19 protein-coding genes are annotated in these 21,041 nt (G+C 69.5%); 9 read left to right on the plus strand and 10 right to left on the minus strand.

The genetic code is table 11. The features are described from left to right. Positions 1-104: 104 nt before the first annotated feature. On the minus strand, positions 105-749 hold the full coding sequence (locus ABJI51_RS19495; protein ID WP_348952478.1) for a GNAT family N-acetyltransferase: 645 nt from the start codon (positions 747-749) through the stop codon (positions 105-107). 188 nt (positions 750-937) lie between these two features. Between ABJI51_RS19495 and ABJI51_RS19500 the strand changes: the two genes are divergently transcribed. Together ABJI51_RS19500 and ABJI51_RS19505 are read left to right on the plus strand one after the other, a co-directional pair. Further along, positions 938-2,257: an aminotransferase-like domain-containing protein gene (locus ABJI51_RS19500; protein ID WP_348952479.1), complete on the plus strand. Its 1,320-nt coding sequence runs from the start codon at positions 938-940 to the stop codon at positions 2,255-2,257. A gap of 28 nt (positions 2,258-2,285) precedes the next feature. Beyond that, positions 2,286-3,230, plus strand: a complete 945-nt coding sequence (locus ABJI51_RS19505) for a D-alanine--D-alanine ligase family protein (RefSeq protein WP_348952480.1) — start codon at positions 2,286-2,288, stop codon at positions 3,228-3,230. Between the two features lie 122 nt (positions 3,231-3,352). On the opposite strand, the gene ABJI51_RS19510 is transcribed toward ABJI51_RS19505, so the two are convergent. The 9 genes from ABJI51_RS19510 to rpmH form a co-directional block, all read right to left on the minus strand. Next, positions 3,353-4,351, minus strand: a complete 999-nt coding sequence (locus ABJI51_RS19510; RefSeq protein WP_348952481.1) for a ParB/RepB/Spo0J family partition protein — start codon at positions 4,349-4,351, stop codon at positions 3,353-3,355. Then, positions 4,348-5,274, minus strand: coding sequence for a ParA family protein (locus tag ABJI51_RS19515; protein WP_431605641.1), 927 nt, complete (start codon positions 5,272-5,274; stop codon positions 4,348-4,350). The genes ABJI51_RS19510 and ABJI51_RS19515 overlap by 4 nt, the downstream gene beginning before the upstream one ends. Before the next feature lie 77 nt (positions 5,275-5,351). Then, entirely contained in the window at positions 5,352-6,023 is a 672-nt protein-coding gene (gene rsmG, locus ABJI51_RS19520; RefSeq protein ID WP_348952483.1) for a 16S rRNA (guanine(527)-N(7))-methyltransferase RsmG, read from the minus strand. Positions 6,024-6,028: 5 nt separating this feature from the next. Next, on the minus strand, positions 6,029-6,526 hold the full coding sequence (locus ABJI51_RS19525; protein WP_348952484.1) for a DUF6886 family protein: 498 nt from the start codon (positions 6,524-6,526) through the stop codon (positions 6,029-6,031). A 133-nt stretch (positions 6,527-6,659) separates the two neighbouring features. Further along, the gene (locus ABJI51_RS19530) at positions 6,660-7,223 is read right to left on the minus strand and encodes a Jag family protein (RefSeq protein WP_348952485.1); all 564 of its coding nucleotides are present in this window, start codon (positions 7,221-7,223) and stop codon (positions 6,660-6,662) included. Positions 7,224-7,253: 30 nt separating this feature from the next. Then, positions 7,254-8,327, minus strand: a complete 1,074-nt coding sequence (gene yidC / locus ABJI51_RS19535) for a membrane protein insertase YidC (RefSeq protein ID WP_348952486.1) — start codon at positions 8,325-8,327, stop codon at positions 7,254-7,256. 5 nt (positions 8,328-8,332) lie between these two features. After that, positions 8,333-8,650: a membrane protein insertion efficiency factor YidD gene (gene yidD, locus ABJI51_RS19540; protein ID WP_348953034.1), complete on the minus strand. Its 318-nt coding sequence runs from the start codon at positions 8,648-8,650 to the stop codon at positions 8,333-8,335. A 5-nt stretch (positions 8,651-8,655) separates the two neighbouring features. Beyond that, positions 8,656-9,087: a ribonuclease P protein component gene (gene rnpA, locus ABJI51_RS19545; RefSeq protein ID WP_348952487.1), complete on the minus strand. Its 432-nt coding sequence runs from the start codon at positions 9,085-9,087 to the stop codon at positions 8,656-8,658. Between the two features lie 22 nt (positions 9,088-9,109). Next, complete coding sequence (gene rpmH, locus ABJI51_RS19550; protein ID WP_043787046.1) at positions 9,110-9,253, minus strand: 50S ribosomal protein L34; 144 nt, start codon at positions 9,251-9,253, stop codon at positions 9,110-9,112. Between the two features lie 587 nt (positions 9,254-9,840). Between rpmH and dnaA the strand changes: the two genes are divergently transcribed. The 7 genes from dnaA (at position 9,841) to gyrA (ending at position 21,037) form a co-directional block, all read left to right on the plus strand. Beyond that, on the plus strand, positions 9,841-11,463 hold the full coding sequence (gene dnaA, locus ABJI51_RS19555) for a chromosomal replication initiator protein DnaA (RefSeq protein WP_348952488.1): 1,623 nt from the start codon (positions 9,841-9,843) through the stop codon (positions 11,461-11,463). 861 nt (positions 11,464-12,324) lie between these two features. Further along, complete coding sequence (dnaN, locus tag ABJI51_RS19560; RefSeq protein ID WP_348952489.1) at positions 12,325-13,458, plus strand: DNA polymerase III subunit beta; 1,134 nt, start codon at positions 12,325-12,327, stop codon at positions 13,456-13,458. 29 nt (positions 13,459-13,487) lie between these two features. Then, positions 13,488-14,378 (plus strand): phosphogluconate dehydrogenase (NAD(+)-dependent, decarboxylating), encoded by an 891-nt coding sequence (gene gnd / locus ABJI51_RS19565; RefSeq protein WP_348952490.1) that lies wholly within the window; start codon positions 13,488-13,490, stop codon positions 14,376-14,378. A 10-nt stretch (positions 14,379-14,388) separates the two neighbouring features. Continuing rightward, positions 14,389-15,543, plus strand: coding sequence for a DNA replication/repair protein RecF (recF, locus tag ABJI51_RS19570; RefSeq protein ID WP_348952491.1), 1,155 nt, complete (start codon positions 14,389-14,391; stop codon positions 15,541-15,543). A 160-nt stretch (positions 15,544-15,703) separates the two neighbouring features. Then, positions 15,704-16,288, plus strand: coding sequence for a DciA family protein (locus ABJI51_RS19575; RefSeq protein WP_348953035.1), 585 nt, complete (start codon positions 15,704-15,706; stop codon positions 16,286-16,288). Positions 16,289-16,485: 197 nt separating this feature from the next. Further along, on the plus strand, positions 16,486-18,453 hold the full coding sequence (gene gyrB / locus ABJI51_RS19580; RefSeq protein WP_348952492.1) for a DNA topoisomerase (ATP-hydrolyzing) subunit B: 1,968 nt from the start codon (positions 16,486-16,488) through the stop codon (positions 18,451-18,453). Positions 18,454-18,499: 46 nt separating this feature from the next. Continuing rightward, complete coding sequence (gene gyrA / locus ABJI51_RS19585) at positions 18,500-21,037, plus strand: DNA gyrase subunit A (protein ID WP_348952493.1); 2,538 nt, start codon at positions 18,500-18,502, stop codon at positions 21,035-21,037. The last annotated feature ends 4 nt before the right edge of the window (positions 21,038-21,041 follow it).

The raw sequence follows: 21,041 nt of genomic DNA on the forward strand, positions 1-21,041 counted from the left end.
CCGCTCCTATCAGCGCTCTGTGGATAACTCGGCACTTCTTCCACAGTTGTGCACACCTGTGTCCGGCGTGCCGGAACACAGGTCGCAAACGTTTGCGGAGAGGGTCAGGCGCGGCCGAGGCTCGGCTCGGCCGTGGTGATCGTCACCTGGCCGAGCAGCCGCTCCAGCGCCGCCTCGACGTCTTCCTTCCAGGTGATCGCCGAGCGCAGCTCCAGCCGCAGCCGCGGCCACTTCTGGTGCGGGCGGACGGTCTTGAACCCGACGCTCTGCAGGAACGCCGCGGGCAGCACGCAGCTGTGCCCGCCGTCGGGGTCCGGCTCGTCGGGCCGGGCGTCGCCGAACGCCTCGATCGCGCGCACCCCGCGTTTGGTGAGGTCCTTGGCGACGGCCTGCACCAGCATCCGGCCGAGCCCGCCACCGCGGAACTCGGGCAGCACCTGGAACGCGGTCAGCAGGACGGCGTCGGCGCTCGGCGGCGACGTCGGGAAGGCCAGCGCGCGCGGGACGGCGTTCGGCGGGGCGTAGAGCACGAACCCGACCGGCAGCGTGTCGCTGTAGACGATGCGGCCGCAGGAACCCCACTCGAGCAGCACGCTCGACACCCAGGCTTCCTTCTCGACCTCGGTCGCGCCGAACTCCTCGGCCTGGTTCTTCAGGTGCGGGGCGAGCTCCCAGTACACGCACCGGCGACAGCTCTTGGGCAGATGTTCGAGGTTGTCCAGTGTGACGCCCACGACGCGACGCGACACCCGTGACCTCCCTGACCTGCTGCTCCCGACCGGCCGCCCGGTCGTCAAGCCGCGCGAAACCGCAGCACGAACACGGGAGCCACGGTCGAGGATAGGCCGATGTGACAAGCACCGGAAGGCCAGGGGGTCCCGATGGGTGCACGGTTACACTCGAAGGAATCTGTCAACCGAGCACTGGGTGATCGTCGATGACCGAAAACCGCCCCAGCAAGCCGCACAGCGGCCGCCAGAATCTCGACCCGCACCTCGAGCGGTACGCCGCGCGCACCGCGGGGATGACCGCCTCCGAGATCCGGGCGCTGTTCGCGGTGGCCAGCCGGCCGGAGGTGGTTTCGCTCGCCGGCGGCATGCCGAACCTGGCGGCGCTCCCGCTCGACACGCTGTCGGCGCAGGTCGCGGAGATCATCGCCGAAGACGGCCTGGTGGCCCTGCAGTACGGCTCGGCGCACGGCGTCCCCGTGCTGCGCGAGCAGATCTGCGAAATCATGGCGCTGGAGGGCATCAAGGCGCACCCGGACGACGTCGTGGTGACCGTCGGCTCCCAGATGGGCCTGGACATGGTCACGCGGCTGTTCTGCGACCCGGGTGACGTGGTGATCGCCGAAGGGCCCTCCTACGTCGGCGCGCTGGGCTCGTTCGCCGCGTACCAGGCGCAGGTCGTGCACGTGGCGATGGACGACAACGGCCTGGTGCCGGAGCTGCTGCGCGAAGCGCTCGACCGGACCGAGAAGGCCGGCCGCCGGGTCAAGTTCCTCTACACGATCCCGAACTTCCACAACCCGGCCGGCGTCACGCTGGCCGTCGAGCGCCGCGCGGAGATCCTCGAGATCTGCCGCGAGCACGGCGTCCTGGTCGTCGAAGACAACCCGTACGGGTTGCTCGGCTTCGACGGCCAGACGTACCCGGCGCTGCGGTCGACCGACCCGGACAACGTCGTGTACCTCGGCTCGTTCTCCAAGACGTTCGCCTCCGGCCTGCGCGTCGGCTGGGTGCTGGCGCCGCACGCGGTGCGCGAGAAGCTCGTCCTGGCCGCGGAGTCGGCGACGCTGTGCCCGCCGACGTTCAACCAGCTGATCGTGTCGCGCTACCTGGCCACCCACGACTGGAAGGGCCAGATCAAGAAGTTCCGCGAGAACTACCGCGACCGGCGCGACGCGATCCTGTCCGCGCTCGACCAGTACCTGCCCCCCGGCTGCTCGTGGACCAAGCCGGACGGCGGCTTCTACGTCTGGGTGACGGTGCCGGAGGGCGTCGACACGAAGGCGATGCTGCCGCGCGCGGTGACCGCCCGCGTGGCGTACGCGTCCGGAACGGGTTTCTACGCCGACGGTTTCGGCAGCCGCCAGATGCGGCTGTCCTACTGCTACCCGACGCCGGAGCGGATCCGCGAGGGCGTCCGGCGGCTGGCGGCCGTGCTGGAGTCCGAGATGGACCTCGCCCGCACCTTCGGTAACGTGAGCGCGCGCCAGATCCAGGGGCCGCAGACGCCGTCCCCGGACACGGTCTAGTTCTTCTTTCCCCTAAGGAGTTTCCACGGTGGTCGACCGTACCGTTGCCGTGCTCGCCGGCGGTCTCTCGCACGAACGTGACGTCTCGCTGAGGTCGGGGCGGCGGCTGTCCGCGGCGCTGAAGTCCGAAGGCTTCGGCATCGAGGAGTGGGACACCGACGCGGGCCTGCTGGAGCGGCTGCGCACGCAGCGCCCGGACGCGGTGGTCGTCGCGCTGCACGGCGGCGAGGGCGAGAACGGCTCGGTGCAGACCGTGCTGGAGATGCTGGACGTGCCGTTCGTCGGCACCGGCTCGCAGGGCTGCCGCCGCGCGTGGGACAAGCCGACCGCGAAGGCGCTGCTGCAGAACGCCGGCTTCTCGACGCCGGGCTGGGTCGTCCTGCCGCACAGCACGTTCCGCGAGCTGGGCGCCCAGGCGGTGCTCGACGCGATGGTGGAGCGCCTCGGCCTCCCGCTGATCCTCAAGCCCGACCAGGGTGGCTCGGCGCTGGGCACCCAGGTGGTCCGCGAGGCGAGCGAACTGCCGGCGGCGATGGTCGGCTGCTTCGCCTACGGCGACACGGTGCTGGCCGAGCGGTTCGTGGACGGCGTCGAGGTGGCCGTGACGGTCGTCGAGGGCGAGGACGGGCCCGAGGCCCTCCCGGCGGTCGAGATCGTCCCGGAGAGCGGCGTGTACGACTACACGGCCCGCTACACGGCCGGCCTGACGGACTTCTTCACCCCGGCCCGGCTCGACGACAACGCGGCCAAGGCGGTGGCCGAGCTGGCCGTCGCGGTCCACCGCGTCCTCGGGCTGCGGGACATCTCCCGCACCGACGCGGTCGTGACGGCGGACGGCACGGTGTACTTCCTCGAAGTGAACCCGTCGCCGGGGCTCACCGAGACGTCGACGGTCCCGATGGCGATCGAAGCGGCGGGCCGCTCGCTCGGCACCGTGTTCGCCGACCTGATCGCGCGCGCGATTTCCCGCTGACTCTTCCCAGTCGAAAGGCCGCCTCGGAGCTTCCGTGGCGGCCTTTTCGCATGATCACCATCTGTGTGTCCGGCGGCTCCGATGCGCAATCATCACCGTGACGAAACACCCTGGGGTGATCCCTAATCGGATTCCTGTGTCCGATTTGCCGTGTTCGCGTCGATGATCGACACGATCCGCTCGAGGTCGTCGACCGAGCCGAACTCGAGGACGATCCGGCCCTTGCGGCGGCCGAGATCGACCTTCACGCGGGTGTCGAACGTGTCCGAAAGCCGGTTCGCGAGTTCCTGCAACCCGGGTGCCTGGATCGGCTTGCGGGGAGCGGGCTTCGGCTTGGCCGGCTTCTCGCTCTTCTTGAGCGTGACGGCTTCCTCGGTCGCCCGGACCGACATGCCTTCCGCGACGATGCGGGCGGCCAGCTCCTCCTGGCTCTCGGCGTCCTCCAGCGACAGCAACGCGCGCGCGTGCCCGGCGGACAGGACGCCCGCGGCGACCCGGCGCTGCACCGGCAGGGGGAGCTTGAGGAGCCGGATCGTGTTGGTGATGACCGGGCGGCTGCGGCCGATGCGGCTCGCCAGTTCCTCGTGGGTGACGGCGAACTCGTCGAGCAGCTGCTGGTAGGCCGCCGCCTCTTCGAGCGGATTCAGCTGGACGCGGTGGATGTTCTCCAGGAGCGCGTCGCGCAGCATGGACTCGTCGGCGGTCTGCCGGACGATCGCCGGGATCGCTTCGAGCTCCGCCTGCTGCGACGCCCGCAGCCGCCGCTCGCCCATGACGAGCTCGTACTCGTCGTTGCCGAGTTCGCGGACCACGATGGGCTGCATGAGCCCGAACTCGCGGATCGAGTGCTCGAGTTCGGCGAGCGCGTCCTCGTCGAAGACCTGGCGCGGCTGCTTCGGGTTGGGCTTGATCGAGCTGACCGGGATCTCGCGGTAGACGGCGCCGGCGACCTCGCCGCTGTGCGACTTCGCCGCGCCGTTGGCCGCGAACCAGCCCTTGTCGTCGGCCGCCTTCTTGTCGGCCGCCGCGTCGCCGGGCGCGGGCAGGGGACCGCCACCGGCGGGTCCGGTCGGGATCAACGCGGCGAGGCCGCGCCCCAGCCCTCCTCGACGCTCGGTCATGGCGTACTACCCCTCTCCAGCTGTGCGCCGCGCTCGGCGATCTCCTTGGCCGCGTCGACGTAGCTCATCGCGCCCCGCGAACCGGGATCGTAGGCGAGCACGGTCTGGCCGTACCCGGGCGCCTCGGACACCTTCACGCTGCGCGGGATGACGGTCTTGAGGACGGTGTCGCCGAAGTGGTTGCGGACCTCGTTCGTCACCTGGTCGGCCAGCTTGGTGCGGCCGTCGTACATGGTGAGGAGGATCGTCGAGACGTGGAGTTCGCGGTTGAGGTGCTGCTGCACGAGCTCGATGTTGCTCAGCAGCTGCCCGAGACCTTCGAGCGCGTAGTACTCGCACTGGATGGGGATGAGCACCTCCTGCGCGGCGACCATCGCGTTGACCGTGAGGAGGCCGAGCGACGGCGGGCAGTCGATGAAGACGTAGTCGACGCCGATCTCGTTGAGGATCTCCGAGGAGATCGCCTCCTTGAGCCGGGACTCGCGCGAGGCCATCGAGACGAGTTCGATCTCGGCACCGGCGAGGTCGATCGTCGCCGGGACGCAGAAGAGGTTGGGCGACTGCTCGGTCGGCTGGGCGGCGTCCGCGAGCGTCACCTCGCCGATGAGGACCTCGTAGATGGACGGCGTCCCGGAGCGGTGGTCGACGTCGAGCGCGGTGCTGGCGTTGCCCTGCGGGTCGAGGTCGACGACGAGCGTCTTGAGCCCGTGGAGCGCGAGCGCGGCGGCGAGGTTGACCGTGCTGGTGGTCTTGCCGACGCCGCCCTTCTGGTTGGCGACGGTCAGCACGCGGCGGCGGCCGGGGCGGGGGAGTTCCCCCTCCTTGGGGTGCAGCAGACGCGCGGCGCGGGCGGCTTCTTCGGCGATCGGGGTCCAGCCCACGTCGGGGGTGGTCTCCGTGGAGTCGGACGGCGGGGGATTCACCGGTCTCGACACCTCCTCCATGTAGACGTCTGGTCGGTGGTCGAGTCGCTTTGTTTCACGTGGAACATCGCGACCCGCTAGCGCTTCCTGCTCCGTGCCTTCGGCTTGCCCGGCACCGTCTTCGACGGCAGGCGACGGATCTTCACAACCGTGCTGGGGACCTCCAGGACCGCGGCACCACACTCGACGATGAGCGGATCGGCCCCGCCTGCCTTGCGGATGGCGGCGCCGTCCCGCTCGATCTCGTCCGCCGCGCTGGCGCCCTTGAGGGCGACCAGGAAGCCGTCGGGACGGACCAACGGCAGGCACCAGTCCGCGAGCCGGGCGAGCGGGGCGACCGCGCGAGCGGTGACGATGTCGGCGCCACCGAGCTGCTCACGCACAGGCCGCTCCTCCGCGCGTCCACGGACGATGGTGATCGGGAGTTCCAGCTTCTCGGCCACCTCGGCCAGCCAGTCCACCCGGCGGGCCATCGGTTCGAGCAAGACGATATCGAGGTCCGGCCGCGCGATCGCCAGCGGTACACCCGGAAGCCCCGCCCCCGACCCGACATCGACGACGCGGGCACCTTCCGGCATCTGCTCCCCGATGACGGCCGAGTTGAGGACGTGCCGCTCCCACAGCCGCTCGACTTCCCGCGGCCCGATCAACCCGCGCTCGACGCCGTGACGCTCCAGGAGTTCGACGTACCCGGCCGCTTGGTCGACGTGCTCACCGAACACTCGCGCCGCCGCCTGCTCCAAGCTCACTCCGTCTACTCCTCATCCGCCGGTTTCACGTGAAACCGTGCTCGCTCGATTGTCCCCGATGACGGAGAGAAAACGAGCCGACAGTCCGCAGATGTGGACAACTCCACTCGGACGACCGCCGCCGTGGATGGTTCCACGTGAAACATCACGCGTGTAATTCGCGCGGCCGCGCGTTCCGCAGCCGGATGCCGCTGAAGCCGAGCGTGCTGTTCGCCGCCGTTCCTGCCCGTGCGGGTGAGCAGATCACCGACCGGCTCCGGCGCGCCCAGCGGCTCGACCGGCTCCGTCGCCACAACAGCATGACCGTGTTCGCCGAAGGAGCGGAACGACGACGCCGGGAACCGGTACGCGGACAGCCGGACGGTGTGCATCGCTGTGAGCCAGCTGTACTCGATCGCGTGCATGCGCGGGGTGCCCAGGAGCACGCGGTCCACCTCGGACGTCTCCGGCGTCACCCACGCCAGCGCCCGCGGGCACTGGCGCGCGAACCAGTAGTCCGGCATCCGGGCCGAGCCGACCGCCCAGACGTGGGCCTCCGACCGCTACGCCCGAGGACCTCACCGGGCCGCGGTCGCATGCCCACAAGAAAGCGGCCCCACCCGACCGAGTCAAGTGGGGCCGCTGCGTGCGTGAAGCTCAGGACTCCGGGAAGATCACCACACGGCGCTTCGGGTCCTCGCCCTCGCTCTCGCTCGTCACGCCGGCGACCGCCGCCACCGCGTCGTGGACGACCTTGCGCTCGAACGGGCTCATCGGCTGCAGCCGCACGCGCTCGCCGCTCTTCAGGACCGACTCCGCCGTCGAGCGGCCGAGCTCCTTCAGCTCCTCGCGGCGGTCCGCGCGCCAGCCCGCGATGTCCAGCATCAGGCGGCTCCGCGAGCCCGTCTCCTGCTGGACCGCCAGGCGGGTCAGCTCCTGCAGCGCTTCGAGCACCGTGCCGCGGGGACCGACCAGCTTCTCCAGGTCCTCGCCGCCGTCGATGCTCACGATCGCGCGGCCGGCTTCCACGTCCAGGTCGATGTCACCGTCGTAGTCGAGCAGGTCCAGCAGGCGCTCGAGGTAGTCACCGGCGATGTCGCCCTCCCGCACGAGGATGTCGTCGTCGGCACCTCCCGCCTTCTGCTCGGCGGCGTCGGCGGTCTCGCCTGCCGGGGTCACGTCGTCCTGATCGGCGTCGATCGTGTCGATCGTCTCCGACATCATTCGTCTCCTCTCCGAACCGGTCGCGCCTCAGCGGCGCTTCCGGCCCGACTTCCTGGTCGAGTCCTTGAGAAGGCCCGGCACCCCCGTGCCGTTGTCCTTCGAACCGTTCGGGCCGCTCGCGTCGGCCGGGGTGGTCTGCGCGAAGCCGTGCGGCGAACCGGCCTTCGTGACCTTCTTCGCCGAGCCGCCCTGGGTGGCCGGGTTCTTCTTCTGCTGGACCGGCTTCTGGCCGACCTTCGGCGCGGCCGGCTTCTGGCCCGGCTTCGGGCCGAGCGACGCGCGCTTCTCCGCGGCCTCCGCCTTGCGGGCCGCCTCTTCCTTGTCGATCTTCGTGTAGACGAGGCGCTGCTGCATCAGCGTCCAGCCGTTGTTCGCCAGCCAGTAGAAGAGCAGGCCGATCGGGAACAGCGCACCGAAGACGAGCACACCGAGCGGGAAGACGTACATCGTCAGCTTGTTCATGATCGCGGTCTGCGGAGTGGCCGACGCGGCGTTCTGCCGGGCCACCGAGTGCCGCGCGGTGAGGTGCGTGGCGATCGACGCGACGATCATCAGCGGCAGCGCCACCGGCAGCACGTTCCAGTGCCAGCCGGACGCGCCCGTGCCGCCGATCGCGGTGATGCTGTTGTGGATGGCGTCGCCGAGGTTGACGCCGAACAGCTTCGCGTTGACGTAGGACTCGACGTCGTGCTTGCTGAAGAAGTAGTTCTCGTTCTTCTGCTCGAGCGGCTTGTTCGTGAACGCGCGGAGGACCCAGTTCAGGCCGATGAACACCGGGATCTGCAGCAGCATCGGCAGGCAGCTGCCCAGCGGGTTGACGCCGTGCTCGCGCTGGAGCTTCTGCATCTCCTGCGCCTGGCGCTGCCGGTCGTTCGCGTACTTCTTCTGGATCTTCTTCATCTCCGGCGCGAAGTCCTGCATCTTCTTCATCGACCGGACCTGGTTCACGAACGGCTTGAACATGATGCCGCGCACGGTGAACGTCAGGAAGATGATGCCGAGGATCCAGGAGACCGCCGAGGCTTCCCCGAAGATCAGCCCGAAGACCTTGTGCCAACACCAGAGGATGAAGGACACGGGGTAGTAGATGAAATCGAGCACTGCTGCTACTCCTCGATCGGTGTTTCAGGTCTGCGGTGGCGCCACGAGAACGTCTCGGGCACGGGATCGCGGCCGGGTGGCGTCCAGGGGCCGCAGCGCAGCAGGCGGCGCAGCGCGAGGTAGGAGCCGCGGCCGGCACCGTGCCGGGTGAGGGCTTCGACTGCGTACGCGCTGCAGCTCGGATAGAACCGGCAAGCCGGCGGGAGGAAGGGCGAGATCGCCTTGCGGTAGAGCTTGACGGGGAGCAGCAGGACCCAGGCGACGGGACCGGGCCGCGGGGGCTCGACGTCGTGGTCGTGGTCCTGCTCGGGGGTGGCTTGCATGCCGGTCACACCGCTGATCCGTGGTCGGGGGTCGCGTCCGCGGGACGCGTCGGGCGGGGGACATCCCCGGCCGGACGGCGCGACGACAGAAGCCCCAGCCGACGCAGCGCGGCGTCGAGATCGGCTCCGAGCTCGGCGCTGGACGCGGTCGACGACGGCGGCAATGCCCGTACGACCAACGCAGTGCCGGCGGGCAGTGTTCCGAGCCTTGCCGAAACGAGATGACGCAACCGCCGGGTGACGCGGTGGCGGACCACCGAGTTCCCGACGGCCTTGCTCACCACAAAACCCGCCCTGGCCGCCGACGGATCGGCGGCCCCGGACGGGTCCGTGGTGAGCGCGTGGACGACGAGGCGGCGCCTGCCTGCCCGGGACCCGCGACGGAGAACCACGCGGAAGTCCTCGCTCCGCCGCAGACGTGCGGCAGCCGGCAGCACGGCGCGCCTCGACCGCGGGCGATCAGGCGGAGAGCGCGGCGCGGCCCTTGCGACGGCGGGCCGCCAGGATGGCCCGGCCGGCGCGGGTGCGCATGCGCAGGCGGAACCCGTGGGTCTTCGCGCGGCGGCGGTTGTTCGGCTGGAAGGTGCGCTTACCCTTGCTCACTGCTTCTCCTGTGTCTCGCGTCGGGCGGAAAGAAAGTTCTCCCCGCCTGGCGTGTCGTGCGGGCGCACGGCAGTCTCTGGTGTCTCCTACCAACGTGTGGCCTCGTCACGGCGAGCGACGACAACGTGGGCACGCGAAACGCACCCGTCGCATACGGGAGACCTTACGAGGGTACGCACCCCGCTCGGGCGGCCGGTAACCACCCCCTCCGCCACGGTACGCGACCGGCTCGCCGGGCCGGTCACCGTCGACGCCGCGGCACCGAATGGCAACGCGCCGTACACCGTGAAATGCTTGCGGCCCAGGATGTCTTGTGGCCGCGAGCGGGGCTTGTTAGCGTGCCCCTCTCGGGTCACCGGTCGAGGTGCACGAGTATCCGGGTGGTGGAGTGCCCACCGGCGTACGACGAGCCCGCAGGTGGCGACGCCGCGGGTCGCCGTACATTAGTGCACAGCTGTGGACAACTATGTGGATATTCGCTGTGCCAGTGAGCGGGCAGGTTCTCCTGTGATCGCCGGGTGGAGTGACCGGGGCGTCCCGGGGCCGGCTCGGCCGTCCACGCCGACGAGGGGAGGGGAGCCAGACAGGTGTCGGAGCACCAGCACAATCTGGGTGTCATCTGGGAACAGGTGGTACGCGAACTGTCCGACGGGACCCTGTCCCCCCAGCAGCGCGCCTGGATGCGCGTGACCCGCCCGATCGGCCTGCTCGACGGCACCGCTCTCCTGGCGGCCCCCAGCGACTTCGCGAAGGAAGCGATCGAACGCGGGCTGCGCGGCGCGATCACCGACGCGCTCTCCCGGCGGCTCGGCCGCGCCATCTCGCTCGCGGTGAAGGTCGACAGCGCCGAAGCCGTCGCCCCGGCGGCCGCGCCCCGCTATGCGCCGTCACCCGGCCGGGTGGAAAACGGCGCGAGTCCCGAACCCGTCGCGCCGCTGCCGTCCAACGGCGCGCCGATGATGCCGCCGCCGCGTCCCGAGCCCGCCCCGCCCATGCCGCCGCCGATGCCACAGCACCAGGCCGTCGCGGCGAAGGCGGACGACGGCGACGACACCGACGAGGAAGTGGACGAAGAGGGCGAGGCGCTCGCCGCCGTCCACGAGATCTGGCCGACCTTCTCCGGCCAGCCGATCGCCGGCCAGCCGTACACCGCGCCCGCGCAGCCGCAGACGTCGAAGACGAAGCTGAACGAGAAGTACACCTTCGACACGTTCGTCATCGGCGCGTCCAACCGCTTCGCGCACGCGGCCGCGGTCGCCGTCGCCGAAGCACCGGCCCGCGCGTACAACCCGCTCTTCATCTGGGGCGAGTCCGGGCTCGGCAAGACGCACCTGCTGCACGCGGTCGGCCACTACGCGCAACGGCTGTTCCCCGGCATGCGCGTCCGGTACGTCTCGACCGAAGAGTTCACGAACGACTTCATCAACTCGCTGCGCGACGACCGCAAGGTCGCCTTCCAGCGCCGCTACCGCGACATCGACATCCTGCTCGTCGACGACATCCAGTTCCTGGAGGGCAAGGAAGGGACGCAGGAGGAGTTCTTCCACACCTTCAACACCCTCCACAACGCGAACAAGCAGATCGTCGTCAGCTCCGACCGCCCGCCGAAGCGCCTCGAAACGCTGGAGGACCGGCTGCGGACACGGTTCGAGTGGGGCCTGATCACCGACATCCAGCCGCCGGAGCTGGAGACGCGCATCGCGATCCTCCGGAAGAAGGCGGCGCAGGACCGGCTGGCGGTGCCGGGCGAGGTCCTCGAGTTCATTGCTTCGCGCGTCGAGGCGAACATCCGGGAACTCGAGGGCGCGCTGATCCGCGTCACGGCGTTCGCGTCGCTGAACCAGCAGCCGGTCGACGTCGGCCTCGCCGAGATCGTGCTGCGGGACCTGATCCCGGACTCGCACGCGCCGGAGATCACCGCGCCGACCATCATGGGCGTCACGGCGGAGTTCTTCGACGTGACGCTGGACGACCTGTGCGGCCCCGGCAAGACGAAGGCGCTCGCCACGGCCCGCCAGATCGCGATGTACCTCTGCCGGGAGCTGACCGACATGTCGCTGCCGAAGATCGGGCAGACGTTCGGCGGCCGCGACCACACGACCGTCATGCACGCGGACAAGAAGATCCGCAAGGAGATGGCCGAGCGCCGGCGCATCTACGACCAGGTGCAGGAGCTGACGTCGCGCATCAAGCAGCGCGCCCGCCAGTAGCACATCCCTTATTTCCCAACGACTTCGGGGCGTCCACATACACAGTGGACGCCCCGAAGTCGTTTTTGGACTGTGTACGCCCGCGAAGCAGCGAAGCACGCGAAGCCGCGTACGCGCGCTTCGCAAAGTCGCGAAAATTGTTTGTACACAAGGAAGTTTCCCCAGGGTGTGGGCGGATTGCCCACAGTGCCAACGAATCTCCCACCAGCGACGATGCCGGGACGGTCCACATCCCGTCCCCAGGCCGTCCACAGGAAATCCACACGGTTGTCCACGCGGCTTCCCCAGGTTGCCCACATCTTGTGCACAGGAGGGCCCGGTCACTCGGTAGGGCGATTCGGCCGCCGTCACGCACCCCCAGACCCTGGGGATCGATCACCCCACACCTGGGGACAACCATGGGGACAACTCGGCCGATCTGTGGACGAATCCGGGGGCGCCCGAAACCATCCACGGACGGCCCGATCCGTCCACAGGTCCGCCACCACGGTTCTCCACACGCCGCCGCGCCGTCCGACCTGCGCGAACGAGCTCCATCCACACAATCCACACCGCTTACTACTGCTACTGCCCTTGGATCTTTTGAAAGAGAGAACAAAACAAAAACAGGCGATGGACGAAGTTGGGGACAGCCGCGAGATCGTGTCGTCAAGTCGACAAAGTCAAGGGGAGGCCGAGGTGACGGCGGCGCCCGTGACGGCCTAACGTGGACGCCTGCACCTGGTCCGTGCTCCGGCCGCTCGCGCGGAGGGCGGACCGGCCGGAGGGGGCAGCCGGTCACTGCCCTGCCAGAGTCACTGGCCTGCCGGAAGAGGCCTGGCCCGAGTCCGCGCCGGGCTCGGTCGTCGAAAGGATGCGCGCATGAAGATCCGCGTCGAGCGTGACGGGCTCGCCGACGCCGTCGCGTGGGTGGCCAGAAGCCTCCCCTCCCGGCCGCCGGTGCCGGTACTGGGCGGCGTCCTCCTCGACGCCGGTTCGGACGGCGAAACCGACGCGCTGACGGTTTCGGGCTTCGACTACGAGGTCTCCGCCACGGTCGGGGTCCCGGCGACGATCGCCGACGGCGGCCGCCTGCTGGTGTCCGGGCGCCTGCTCGCCGACATCACCAAGGCGCTGCCCGCGCAGCCGGTCGAGATCTCCGTCGACGGCGCACGCGCCACCATCACGTGCGGCAGCGCGCGGTTCTCCCTGCCGACCATGCCGGTCGAGGACTACCCCCAGCTGCCGTCGCAGCCCGCCTTCGCGGGCGAGCTCGCCGGCGACGCGTTCGGCCAGGCCGTCACCCAGGTCGTCGTCGCCGCGGGCAAGGACGACACGCTGCCGATGCTGACCGGCATGCGGCTCGAGATCTCCGGCAGCTCGCTGACCCTGGTCGCGACCGACCGGTTCCGGCTCGCCATGCGCGAGTTCACCTGGCAGCCCGCCGAGGGGCTGGCCGACGCCGCGGTGCTCGTCCCGGCGCGCACCCTCGCCGAAGCCGCCAAGACGCTCGGCTCGAGCGGCGCCACGATCCGCCTCGCCCTCGCCAGCGGCGAAGGCCTGCTGGGCCTGTCCGGCTCCGGGCGCTACACGACGACCCGGCTGCTCGACGCGGAGTTCCCGCCCTACCGGCAGCTGCTGCCCGCGTCGCACACCTCACGCGCGGTCATCGACGTGTCCGCCCTCACCGAGTCCATCAAGCGCGTTTCGCTGGTGGCCGAGCGGGGGACTCAGGTACGACTGGAGTTCGGGGACAACACGCTGCGGTTGTCCGCGGGCGGCGACGACGAGGGCAGCGCCGAAGAAGAGCTGCAGGTGGAGTACGAAGGTGAGCCGGTGACCATCGCGTTCAACCCGGGTTACCTCGTCGACGGCCTCGGCGCGCTGCACAGCGACCGGGCCGAGCTGACGTTCACCACGCCGAACCGGCCCGCGCTCATCAAGCCCGCCGACGCCGAGGGCAACGTCGTCCCCGGCTACCTGTACCTCCTGATGCCGGTCCGCCTGCCGGGCTGACCAGGTTCGTTAGCACGTAAGGGGATCTCATGGTTCAGCTCGGTCTGATCGGCCTGGGCAAGATGGGCTTCAACATGCGTGAGCGGCTGCGTGCGGCCGGTCACGAGGTGGTCGGCTACGACCGCAACCCGGACGTCAGCGACACGACGTCGCTCGAGGACCTGGTGTCCAAACTGGATGCGCCGCGGATCGTGTGGATCATGGTGCCGGCCGGTGAGCCGACCCGGCAGACCGTGACCGAGCTGGGCAACCTGCTCTCCGCGGGCGACATGGTGATCGACGGCGGCAACTCGAAGTACACCGACGACAAGCTGAACGCCGAGCTGCTGGCGGCGAAGAGCATCGGCTACCTCGACTGCGGCGTGTCCGGTGGTGTGTGGGGCAAGGACAACGGCTACGGCCTGATGGTCGGCGGCGCGGCCGCCGACGTCGAGAAGGCGATGCCGATCTTCGACGCCCTGCGTCCCGAAGGTCCGCGCGAGGAGGGCTTCTCGCACGCGGGCGACGTCGGCGCGGGCCACTACGCGAAGATGATCCACAACGGCATCGAGTACGGCATGATGCAGGCCTTCGCCGAGGGCTTCGAGCTGCTCGAAGCCGCGAAGGTCGTCAAGGACGTGCCCGCGGTGATCAAGGGCTGGCAGCGCGGCACGGTCGTCCGGTCCTGGCTGCTGGACCTGCTGGTGCGTGCCCTCGACGAGGACCCGGAGCTGGACGACCTCGAAGGCTACGTCGAGGACTCCGGCGAAGGCCGCTGGACGCTGGAAGAGGCGATCAACAACGCGGTGCCGGCGCCGGTCATCTCGGCCGCGCTCTTCGCGCGCTTCGCCTCCCGGCAGGAGCACTCGGCCGCGATGCGCGCGGTCGCCGCGCTGCGCAACCAGTTCGGCGGGCACGCCGTGAAGAAGGTCGGCGGGTAAGGAGCAGCGGGTGTATCTGCGGCATCTGCAGGTCACCGACTTCCGCTCCTGGCCACAGGCCGATCTCGCGCTGGAACCGGGGCCGACCGTGCTGGTCGGCCAGAACGGTCGCGGCAAGACCAACCTGCTGGAGGCGATCGGGTACGTCGCGACGCTGGGCTCGCACCGCGTCGCGACGGACGCGCCGCTGATCCGGCACGGCTGCGAGCGCGCGCTGGTGCGGGTCGCGGTGGTCAACGACGACCGCGAGCTGACCGTCGAGCTGGAGATCACCGCGGGCCGGGCGAACCGCGCGCGGGTCAACCGCGGCGCGGTCGGGCGGCCGCGCGACGTGCTCGGGATCCTGCGCACGGTGCTGTTCTCCCCGGAGGACCTGGCGCTCGTGCGGGGTGACCCTGGCGAGCGGCGCCGGTTCCTCGACGAGCTGCTGGTGCTGCGCGCGCCGCGGTACGCGGGGGTCCGTGCCGACTACGAGAAGGTCCTGAAGCAGCGGAACGCCCTGCTCAAGACGGCGGGCAAGCGCCGGACCGGGCGGGAGGACCCGTACGCGCTGTCGACGCTGGAGGTCTGGGACGACCACCTCGCGGTGGCGGGCGCGGAGCTGCTGGCCGCGCGCCTGAACCTGGTCGCCGACCTCGCGCCGTACGCTGCTTCGGCGTACATGGGGGTCGCGCCGGACTCGCGGCCGGCGAAGATCGCCTACCGTTCGTCGCTGGGTGCGGCCCTGTCGGAGGCGTACGGCGTACCGGACGGGGAACGCGCGCAACCCGAGGTCCTCAAGGACGTCCTCCTGAAGGCGCTCGGCGAAGCCCGCAAGGCCGAGCTCGAGCGCGGGATCAGCCTGGTCGGCCCGCACCGGGACGAGCTGGAGCTGATCCTGGGCCAGGCGCCCGCCAAGGGGTACGCGAGCCACGGCGAGTCGTGGTCGTTCGCCCTCGCTCTCCGGCTCGGCAGCTACGAGCTGCTGCGTGCGGAGGCGGGCGAGCCGGTGCTGCTGCTCGACGACGTGTTCGCCGAGCTGGACCGCAAGCGCCGGGCCCGGCTGGCCGAGGTGGCCGCGAGTGCCGAACAGGTGCTGGTGACCGCCGCGGTCGACGAAGACGTGCCGTCGGAGCTGGCCGGACACCGGTTCGTGGTCGCGGATGGGACGATCACCCGTGGCTGAGCAGGGCGAACGGCGTCCGGCAAGATCGAGTCGGGCACCCCGTGTGATCGCCGACACAGCAGTTACCCACCGATCTGGGGACAAACCTGTGGACAGTGTGGATAAACCCGGACGGGCGTCATCGCCGCGCGTCACCAAAACCCCGGATCGGCCGCTTGACATCCCTCGGACCGGGGTTAACCCACGTGGGGAAGACACTCCGGGTACGCAGAGTGAAGACACCGCTGCTCCGAACGGGCCCACCGGGCGCGACCTCGCTCATGCCGCCCTCGAAGCCGCGAAGGCCAAGGCGAAGGAGCGGGGCGTCCCGCCCGGGCGGCGCCGCCCGACGGTCGGCGGCGGCGGGCAGAGCCCCCGGCGCCGCCGCTGGTCGGGGCCGGGTGCGGACCCGCGCGACCCGCAGCCACTCGGCAGGCTGGTCTCCCGGCTGATGTCCGATCGCGGCTGGAACGAGAACGTCACCAGTGCCCGCGTCTTCGCGCAGTGGCCGCGGCTGGTCGGCGAAGACGTCGCCGAGCACGCCCAGCCGGTCGCGCTCAAGGACGGCGAGCTGACCGTCCGCGCCAGCTCCACGGCGTGGGCCACCCAGCTCCGGTTGCTGCAGGGGAAGCTGCTGGCCAAGATCGCGGCGGGCGTCGGCAACGGCGTCGTCAAGCGGATGCGGATCCAGGGTCCGACCGCCCCGAGCTGGCGGAAGGGCCCCCGGCACGTGCCGGGACGCGGCCCGCGTGACACGTACGGCTGACCCGGGTTGCGCGATGCTCGGTTGAATGCCCCGAGAACGCACCCAGACCTCCCGAGATACGTCAAGACTCGGCTCGAACCGATTTCGTCCGTCTGTGACGCGTTCAGGGGTGTCCTTGCCGCATGCCAGCGGGCGCGGCCAAGTACACTGTGAGGGAGCGAGCGTCCGCTCGGGCGAGACGAGGAGAAACAACGCCGGTGACCGAGAACAAGAGCGAGTACAACGCGTCGTCGATCACGGTGCTCGAAGGCCTCGAAGCGGTCCGCAAGCGCCCCGGCATGTACATCGGTTCCACCGGTGAACGCGGGCTGCACCACCTCGTCCAGGAGGTCGTCGACAACTCCGTCGACGAGGCGATGGCGGGGTACGCCACCAAGGTCGAGGTTACCCTCCTCGCCGACGGCGGGGTGCGCGTCGTCGACGACGGCCGCGGCATCCCGGTCGACATGCACCCCAAGGAACAGAAGCCGACCCTCGAGGTCGTGCTCACCGTGCTGCACGCGGGCGGCAAGTTCGACAGCGACTCCTACGCGGTGTCCGGCGGCCTGCACGGCGTCGGCGTCTCCGTGGTGAACGCGCTGTCGACGAAGCTGCTCGCCGAGGTCAAGTACGGCGGCCGCAGCTGGCGCCAGGAGTACACCGACCAGGTGCCCGGCCCGCTCGAGGACCTCGGTCCCGCCTCGGAGACCGGCACCACGATCACCTTCTGGGCCGACCCGGCCATCTTCGAGACCACGACGTACAACTTCGAGACCATCTCGCGCCGGCTCCAGGAGATGGCGTTCCTCAACAAGGGACTGACGCTGTCCCTGCGCGACGAGCGCGTCGCCGACGAAGAGACCGAAGAGGACGCCGAGGGCAAGGTCGCGCGGGTCAAGGAGAAGACCTACTGCTACCCGGGCGGGCTCGAGGACTTCGTCAAGCACATCAACGGCAGCAAGGACCCGATCCACCCGAGTGTCATCTCCTTCGAGGCCAAGGGCACCGGCCTCGAGGTCGAGGTCGCGATGCAGTGGAACACCGGGTTCACGCCGTCGGTCTACACGTTCGCCAACACGATCAACACCCACGAGGGCGGCACCCACGAAGAGGGCTTCCGCGCCGCGCTGACCCGCGTCGTCAACGCGTACGCGCGCGACAAGAAGCTGCTCAAGGAGAAGGACGCCAACCTGACCGGTGACGACGTGCGCGAGGGGCTCGCCGCGATCGTCTCGATCAAGCTGTCCGAGCCGCAGTTCGAGGGCCAGACCAAGACCAAGCTGGGCAACAGCGAGGCCAAGACGTTCGTGCAGCAGACGTCGAACGAGTGGCTGGCGGACTGGTTCGAGCGCAACCCGGCCGAGGCGAAGACGATCATCAACAAGTCGATCTCCTCGGCGCAGGCCCGGATGGCCGCGCGCAAGGCGCGTGACCTGGTCCGCCGCAAGGGCGCGCTGGAGATCGGCGGCCTGCCCGGCAAGCTCAAGGACTGCCGGTCGACCAACCCGGCGGAGTGCGAGCTCTACATCGTCGAGGGTGACTCGGCCGGCGGCTCGGCCAAGGAGGGCCGGGACTCGATGTACCAGGCGATCCTGCCGATCCGCGGCAAGATCATCAACGTCGAGAAGGCCCGCATCGACCGCGTCCTCAAGAACACCGAGGTCCAGTCGCTGATCACCGCGCTGGGCACCGGCATCCACGACGAGTTCGACATCTCCAAGCTGCGCTACCACAAGATCGTGCTGATGGCCGACGCCGACGTCGACGGCCAGCACATCACCACGCTGCTGCTCACCCTGCTGTTCCGGTTCATGACGCCGCTGATCGAGCACGGCCACGTCTTCCTGTCGCGGCCGCCGCTGTACAAGATCAAGTGGCCGCGGTCCGAGCCGGAGTACGCCTACTCCGACCGCGAGCGCGACGCCGTCATCAAGGCGGGTGTCGAGGCAGGCAAGAAGCTGCCGAAGGACGACGCGATCCAGCGCTACAAGGGTCTCGGCGAGATGAACGCCGAGGAGCTGTGGGAGACCACGATGGACCCGGCGAACCGGCTGCTGGGCCGGGTCACGATGGACGACGCCGCACAGGCCGACGACCTGTTCTCGGTCCTGATGGGCGAGGACGTCGAGGCCCGCCGCTCGTTCATCACGCGCAACGCGAAGGACGTGCGCTTCCTGGACGTGTGAGCGTCCCCCGACCTTGTCCCGCCAGGACCCACCCGAGAAGGACCTCATGACGGAAACCCTGCCGCCGGCTCCGGAAAACGACCGGATCGAGCCGGTCGACATCCAGCAGGAGATGCAGCGCTCCTACATCGACTACGCGATGAGCGTGATCGTGTCGCGCGCGCTGCCGGACGTGCGTGACGGCCTCAAGCCGGTCGCCCGCCGCATCCTGTACTCGATGTTCGACTCCGGCTTCCGGCCGGACCGCGGGTACAACAAGTGCTCCCGCGTCGTCGGCGACGTCATGGGCAACTACCACCCGCACGGCGACTCGGCGATCTACGACGCACTGGTCCGGCTCGCCCAGCCGTGGTCGCTGCGCTACCCGCTGATCGACGGCCAGGGCAACTTCGGCTCGCCGGGCAACGACCCCGCGGCCGCCATGCGGTACACCGAGTCCCGGCTCGCACCGCTGGCCATGCAGATGCTGGCCGACATCGAAGAAGACACCGTCGACTTCTCCGACAACTACGACGGCCGCACGCAGGAGCCGGACGTCCTGCCGTCGCGGTTCCCGAACCTGCTGGTCAACGGTGGTTCCGGGATCGCGGTCGGGATGGCGACCAACATCCCGCCGCACAACCTGCGCGAGGTGTCCGAAGGCGTCGTCTGGGCGCTGGAGAACCCCGACGCGACCGACGACGAGCTGCTGGCCGCGCTGCTCGTGCGGATCAAGGGCCCGGACTTCCCGACCAAGGCGATGATCCTCGGCACGGCAGGCATCGAGGACGCCTACCGCACCGGCCGCGGCTCGATCCGGATGCGCGCGGTCGTCGAGGTCGAGGAGGACGCGAAGGGCCGCACGATCCTGGTCGTGTCCGAGCTGCCGTACCAGGTCAACCCGGACAACCTGGTCGAGAACATCGCGAACCTCGTCCGCGACGGCAAGCTCACCGGCATCGCCGACATCGCCGACGAGTCCAACAGCCGGTCCGGCATGCGGATCGTCATCACGATCAAGCGGGACGCGGTCGCGAAGGTCGTGCTGAACAACCTGTTCAAGCACACCCAGCTGCAGCAGAACTTCGGTGTCAACATGCTGGCGCTGGTCGACGGCGTGCCGCGCACGCTGCGGCTCGACCAGATGATCCGCCACTACGTGAAGCACCAGATGGACGTCATCGTCCGGCGGACCCGCTACCGGCTGAAGAAGAAGGAAGAGCGCGCCCACATCCTGCGTGGCCTGGTCAAGGCGCTCGACGCGCTCGACGAGGTCATCGCGCTGATCCGGCGGTCGCCGTCGGCCGACGAGGCCCGCCCGGCCCTGATGGACCTGCTCGAGATCGACGAGATCCAGGCCGTCGCGATCCTCGACATGCAGCTGCGGCGCCTCGCGGCCCTGGAGCGCCAGCGGATCATCGACGAGCTGGCCGAGATCGAGCTGGAGATCGCCGACCTCAAGGACATCCTGGAGAAGCCGGAGCGCCAGCGGATCATCATCCGCGACGAGCTGATGGCGATCGTCGACAAGTACGGCGACGACCGGCGCACGCAGATCGTCGGCTTCGGCGGCGACGTCAGCGACGAAGAGCTCATCGCGGTCGAGGACGTCGTCGTCACCATCACCCGCACGGGGTACGCCAAGCGGACGAAAACGGATCTGTACCGCTCGCAGAAGCGTGGCGGCAAGGGCGTCCAGGGCGCGACGCTCAAGCAGGACGACATCGTCCAGCACTTCTTCGTCTGCTCGACGCACGACTGGATCCTGTTCTTCACGAACAAGGGCCGGGTGTACCGGACGAAGGCGTACGAGCTGCCCGAGGCCAACCGCAACGCGCGCGGCCAGCACGTGGCGAACCTGATGGCGTTCCAGCCGGACGAGCAGATCGCCCAGGTCATCGAGATCAAGAACTACGAGGTCGCGCCGTACCTGGTGCTCGCCACCAAGCGCGGCCTGGTGAAGAAGACCAAGCTCACCGACTTCGACTCCAACCGCTCCGGCGGCCTCATCGCGATCAACCTGCGCGAGGGCGACGAGCTGGTCGGCGCGGTGCTGGCCGGCGCCGAGGACGACCTGCTGCTGGTGTCGGCCGAGGGCCAGTCCATCCGCTTCCACGCCACCGACGAGGCACTGCGGCCGATGGGCCGCCCCACCTCCGGCGTGATGGGCATGCGCTTCAACGACGGCGACGAGCTGCTCGGCATCAGCGTGGTCAAGGAGGGCAAGTTCCTGCTGGTCGCGACCGACGGCGGCTACGCGAAGCGCACGGCGATCGAGGACTACCCGGTCCAGGGCCGCGGCGGCAAGGGCGTGCTCACCATTCAGCACGACCGCAAACGTGGCAGGCTGGTGGGTGCGCTCATCGTCGACGCCGAGGACGAGCTGTACGCGATCACCTCGAGCGGCGGCGTGATCCGCACACCCGCGGGCGACGTCCGCAAGGCAGGACGGCAGACGAAGGGGGTCCGGCTGATGAATCTCGGCGAGGGCACCACTCTTCTCGCGGTCGCACGCAACGCGGACGAGCCCTCGGACGTCGCCAATGGTGACGCTCCCGAAGCACCCGCGGCGGGTGACGAAACGACGGCGCCGCCGGAGCAGTAAGTTC

Origin of the sequence: Amycolatopsis melonis (genome assembly GCF_040064235.1) — a bacterium.
Taxonomy (GTDB): domain Bacteria; phylum Actinomycetota; class Actinomycetes; order Mycobacteriales; family Pseudonocardiaceae; genus Amycolatopsis; species Amycolatopsis melonis.

Excerpts from the sequence above, each read along its gene's own strand:
- gnd (WP_348952490.1), top strand. The coding sequence starts at position 13,488 with ATGGTTCAGCTCGGTCTGATCGGCCTGGGCAAGATGGGCTTCAACATG.
- ABJI51_RS19510 (WP_348952481.1), bottom strand. The coding sequence starts at position 4,351 with ATGACCGAGCGTCGAGGAGGGCTGGGGCGCGGCCTCGCCGCGTTGATC.
- ABJI51_RS19530 (WP_348952485.1), bottom strand. The coding sequence starts at position 7,223 with ATGTCGGAGACGATCGACACGATCGACGCCGATCAGGACGACGTGACC.
- dnaN (WP_348952489.1), top strand. The coding sequence starts at position 12,325 with ATGAAGATCCGCGTCGAGCGTGACGGGCTCGCCGACGCCGTCGCGTGG.
- gyrA (WP_348952493.1), top strand. The coding sequence starts at position 18,500 with ATGACGGAAACCCTGCCGCCGGCTCCGGAAAACGACCGGATCGAGCCG.
- yidD (WP_348953034.1), bottom strand. The coding sequence starts at position 8,650 with ATGCAAGCCACCCCCGAGCAGGACCACGACCACGACGTCGAGCCCCCG.
- ABJI51_RS19525 (WP_348952484.1), bottom strand. The coding sequence starts at position 6,526 with ATGCCGGACTACTGGTTCGCGCGCCAGTGCCCGCGGGCGCTGGCGTGG.
- ABJI51_RS19500 (WP_348952479.1), top strand. The coding sequence starts at position 938 with ATGACCGAAAACCGCCCCAGCAAGCCGCACAGCGGCCGCCAGAATCTC.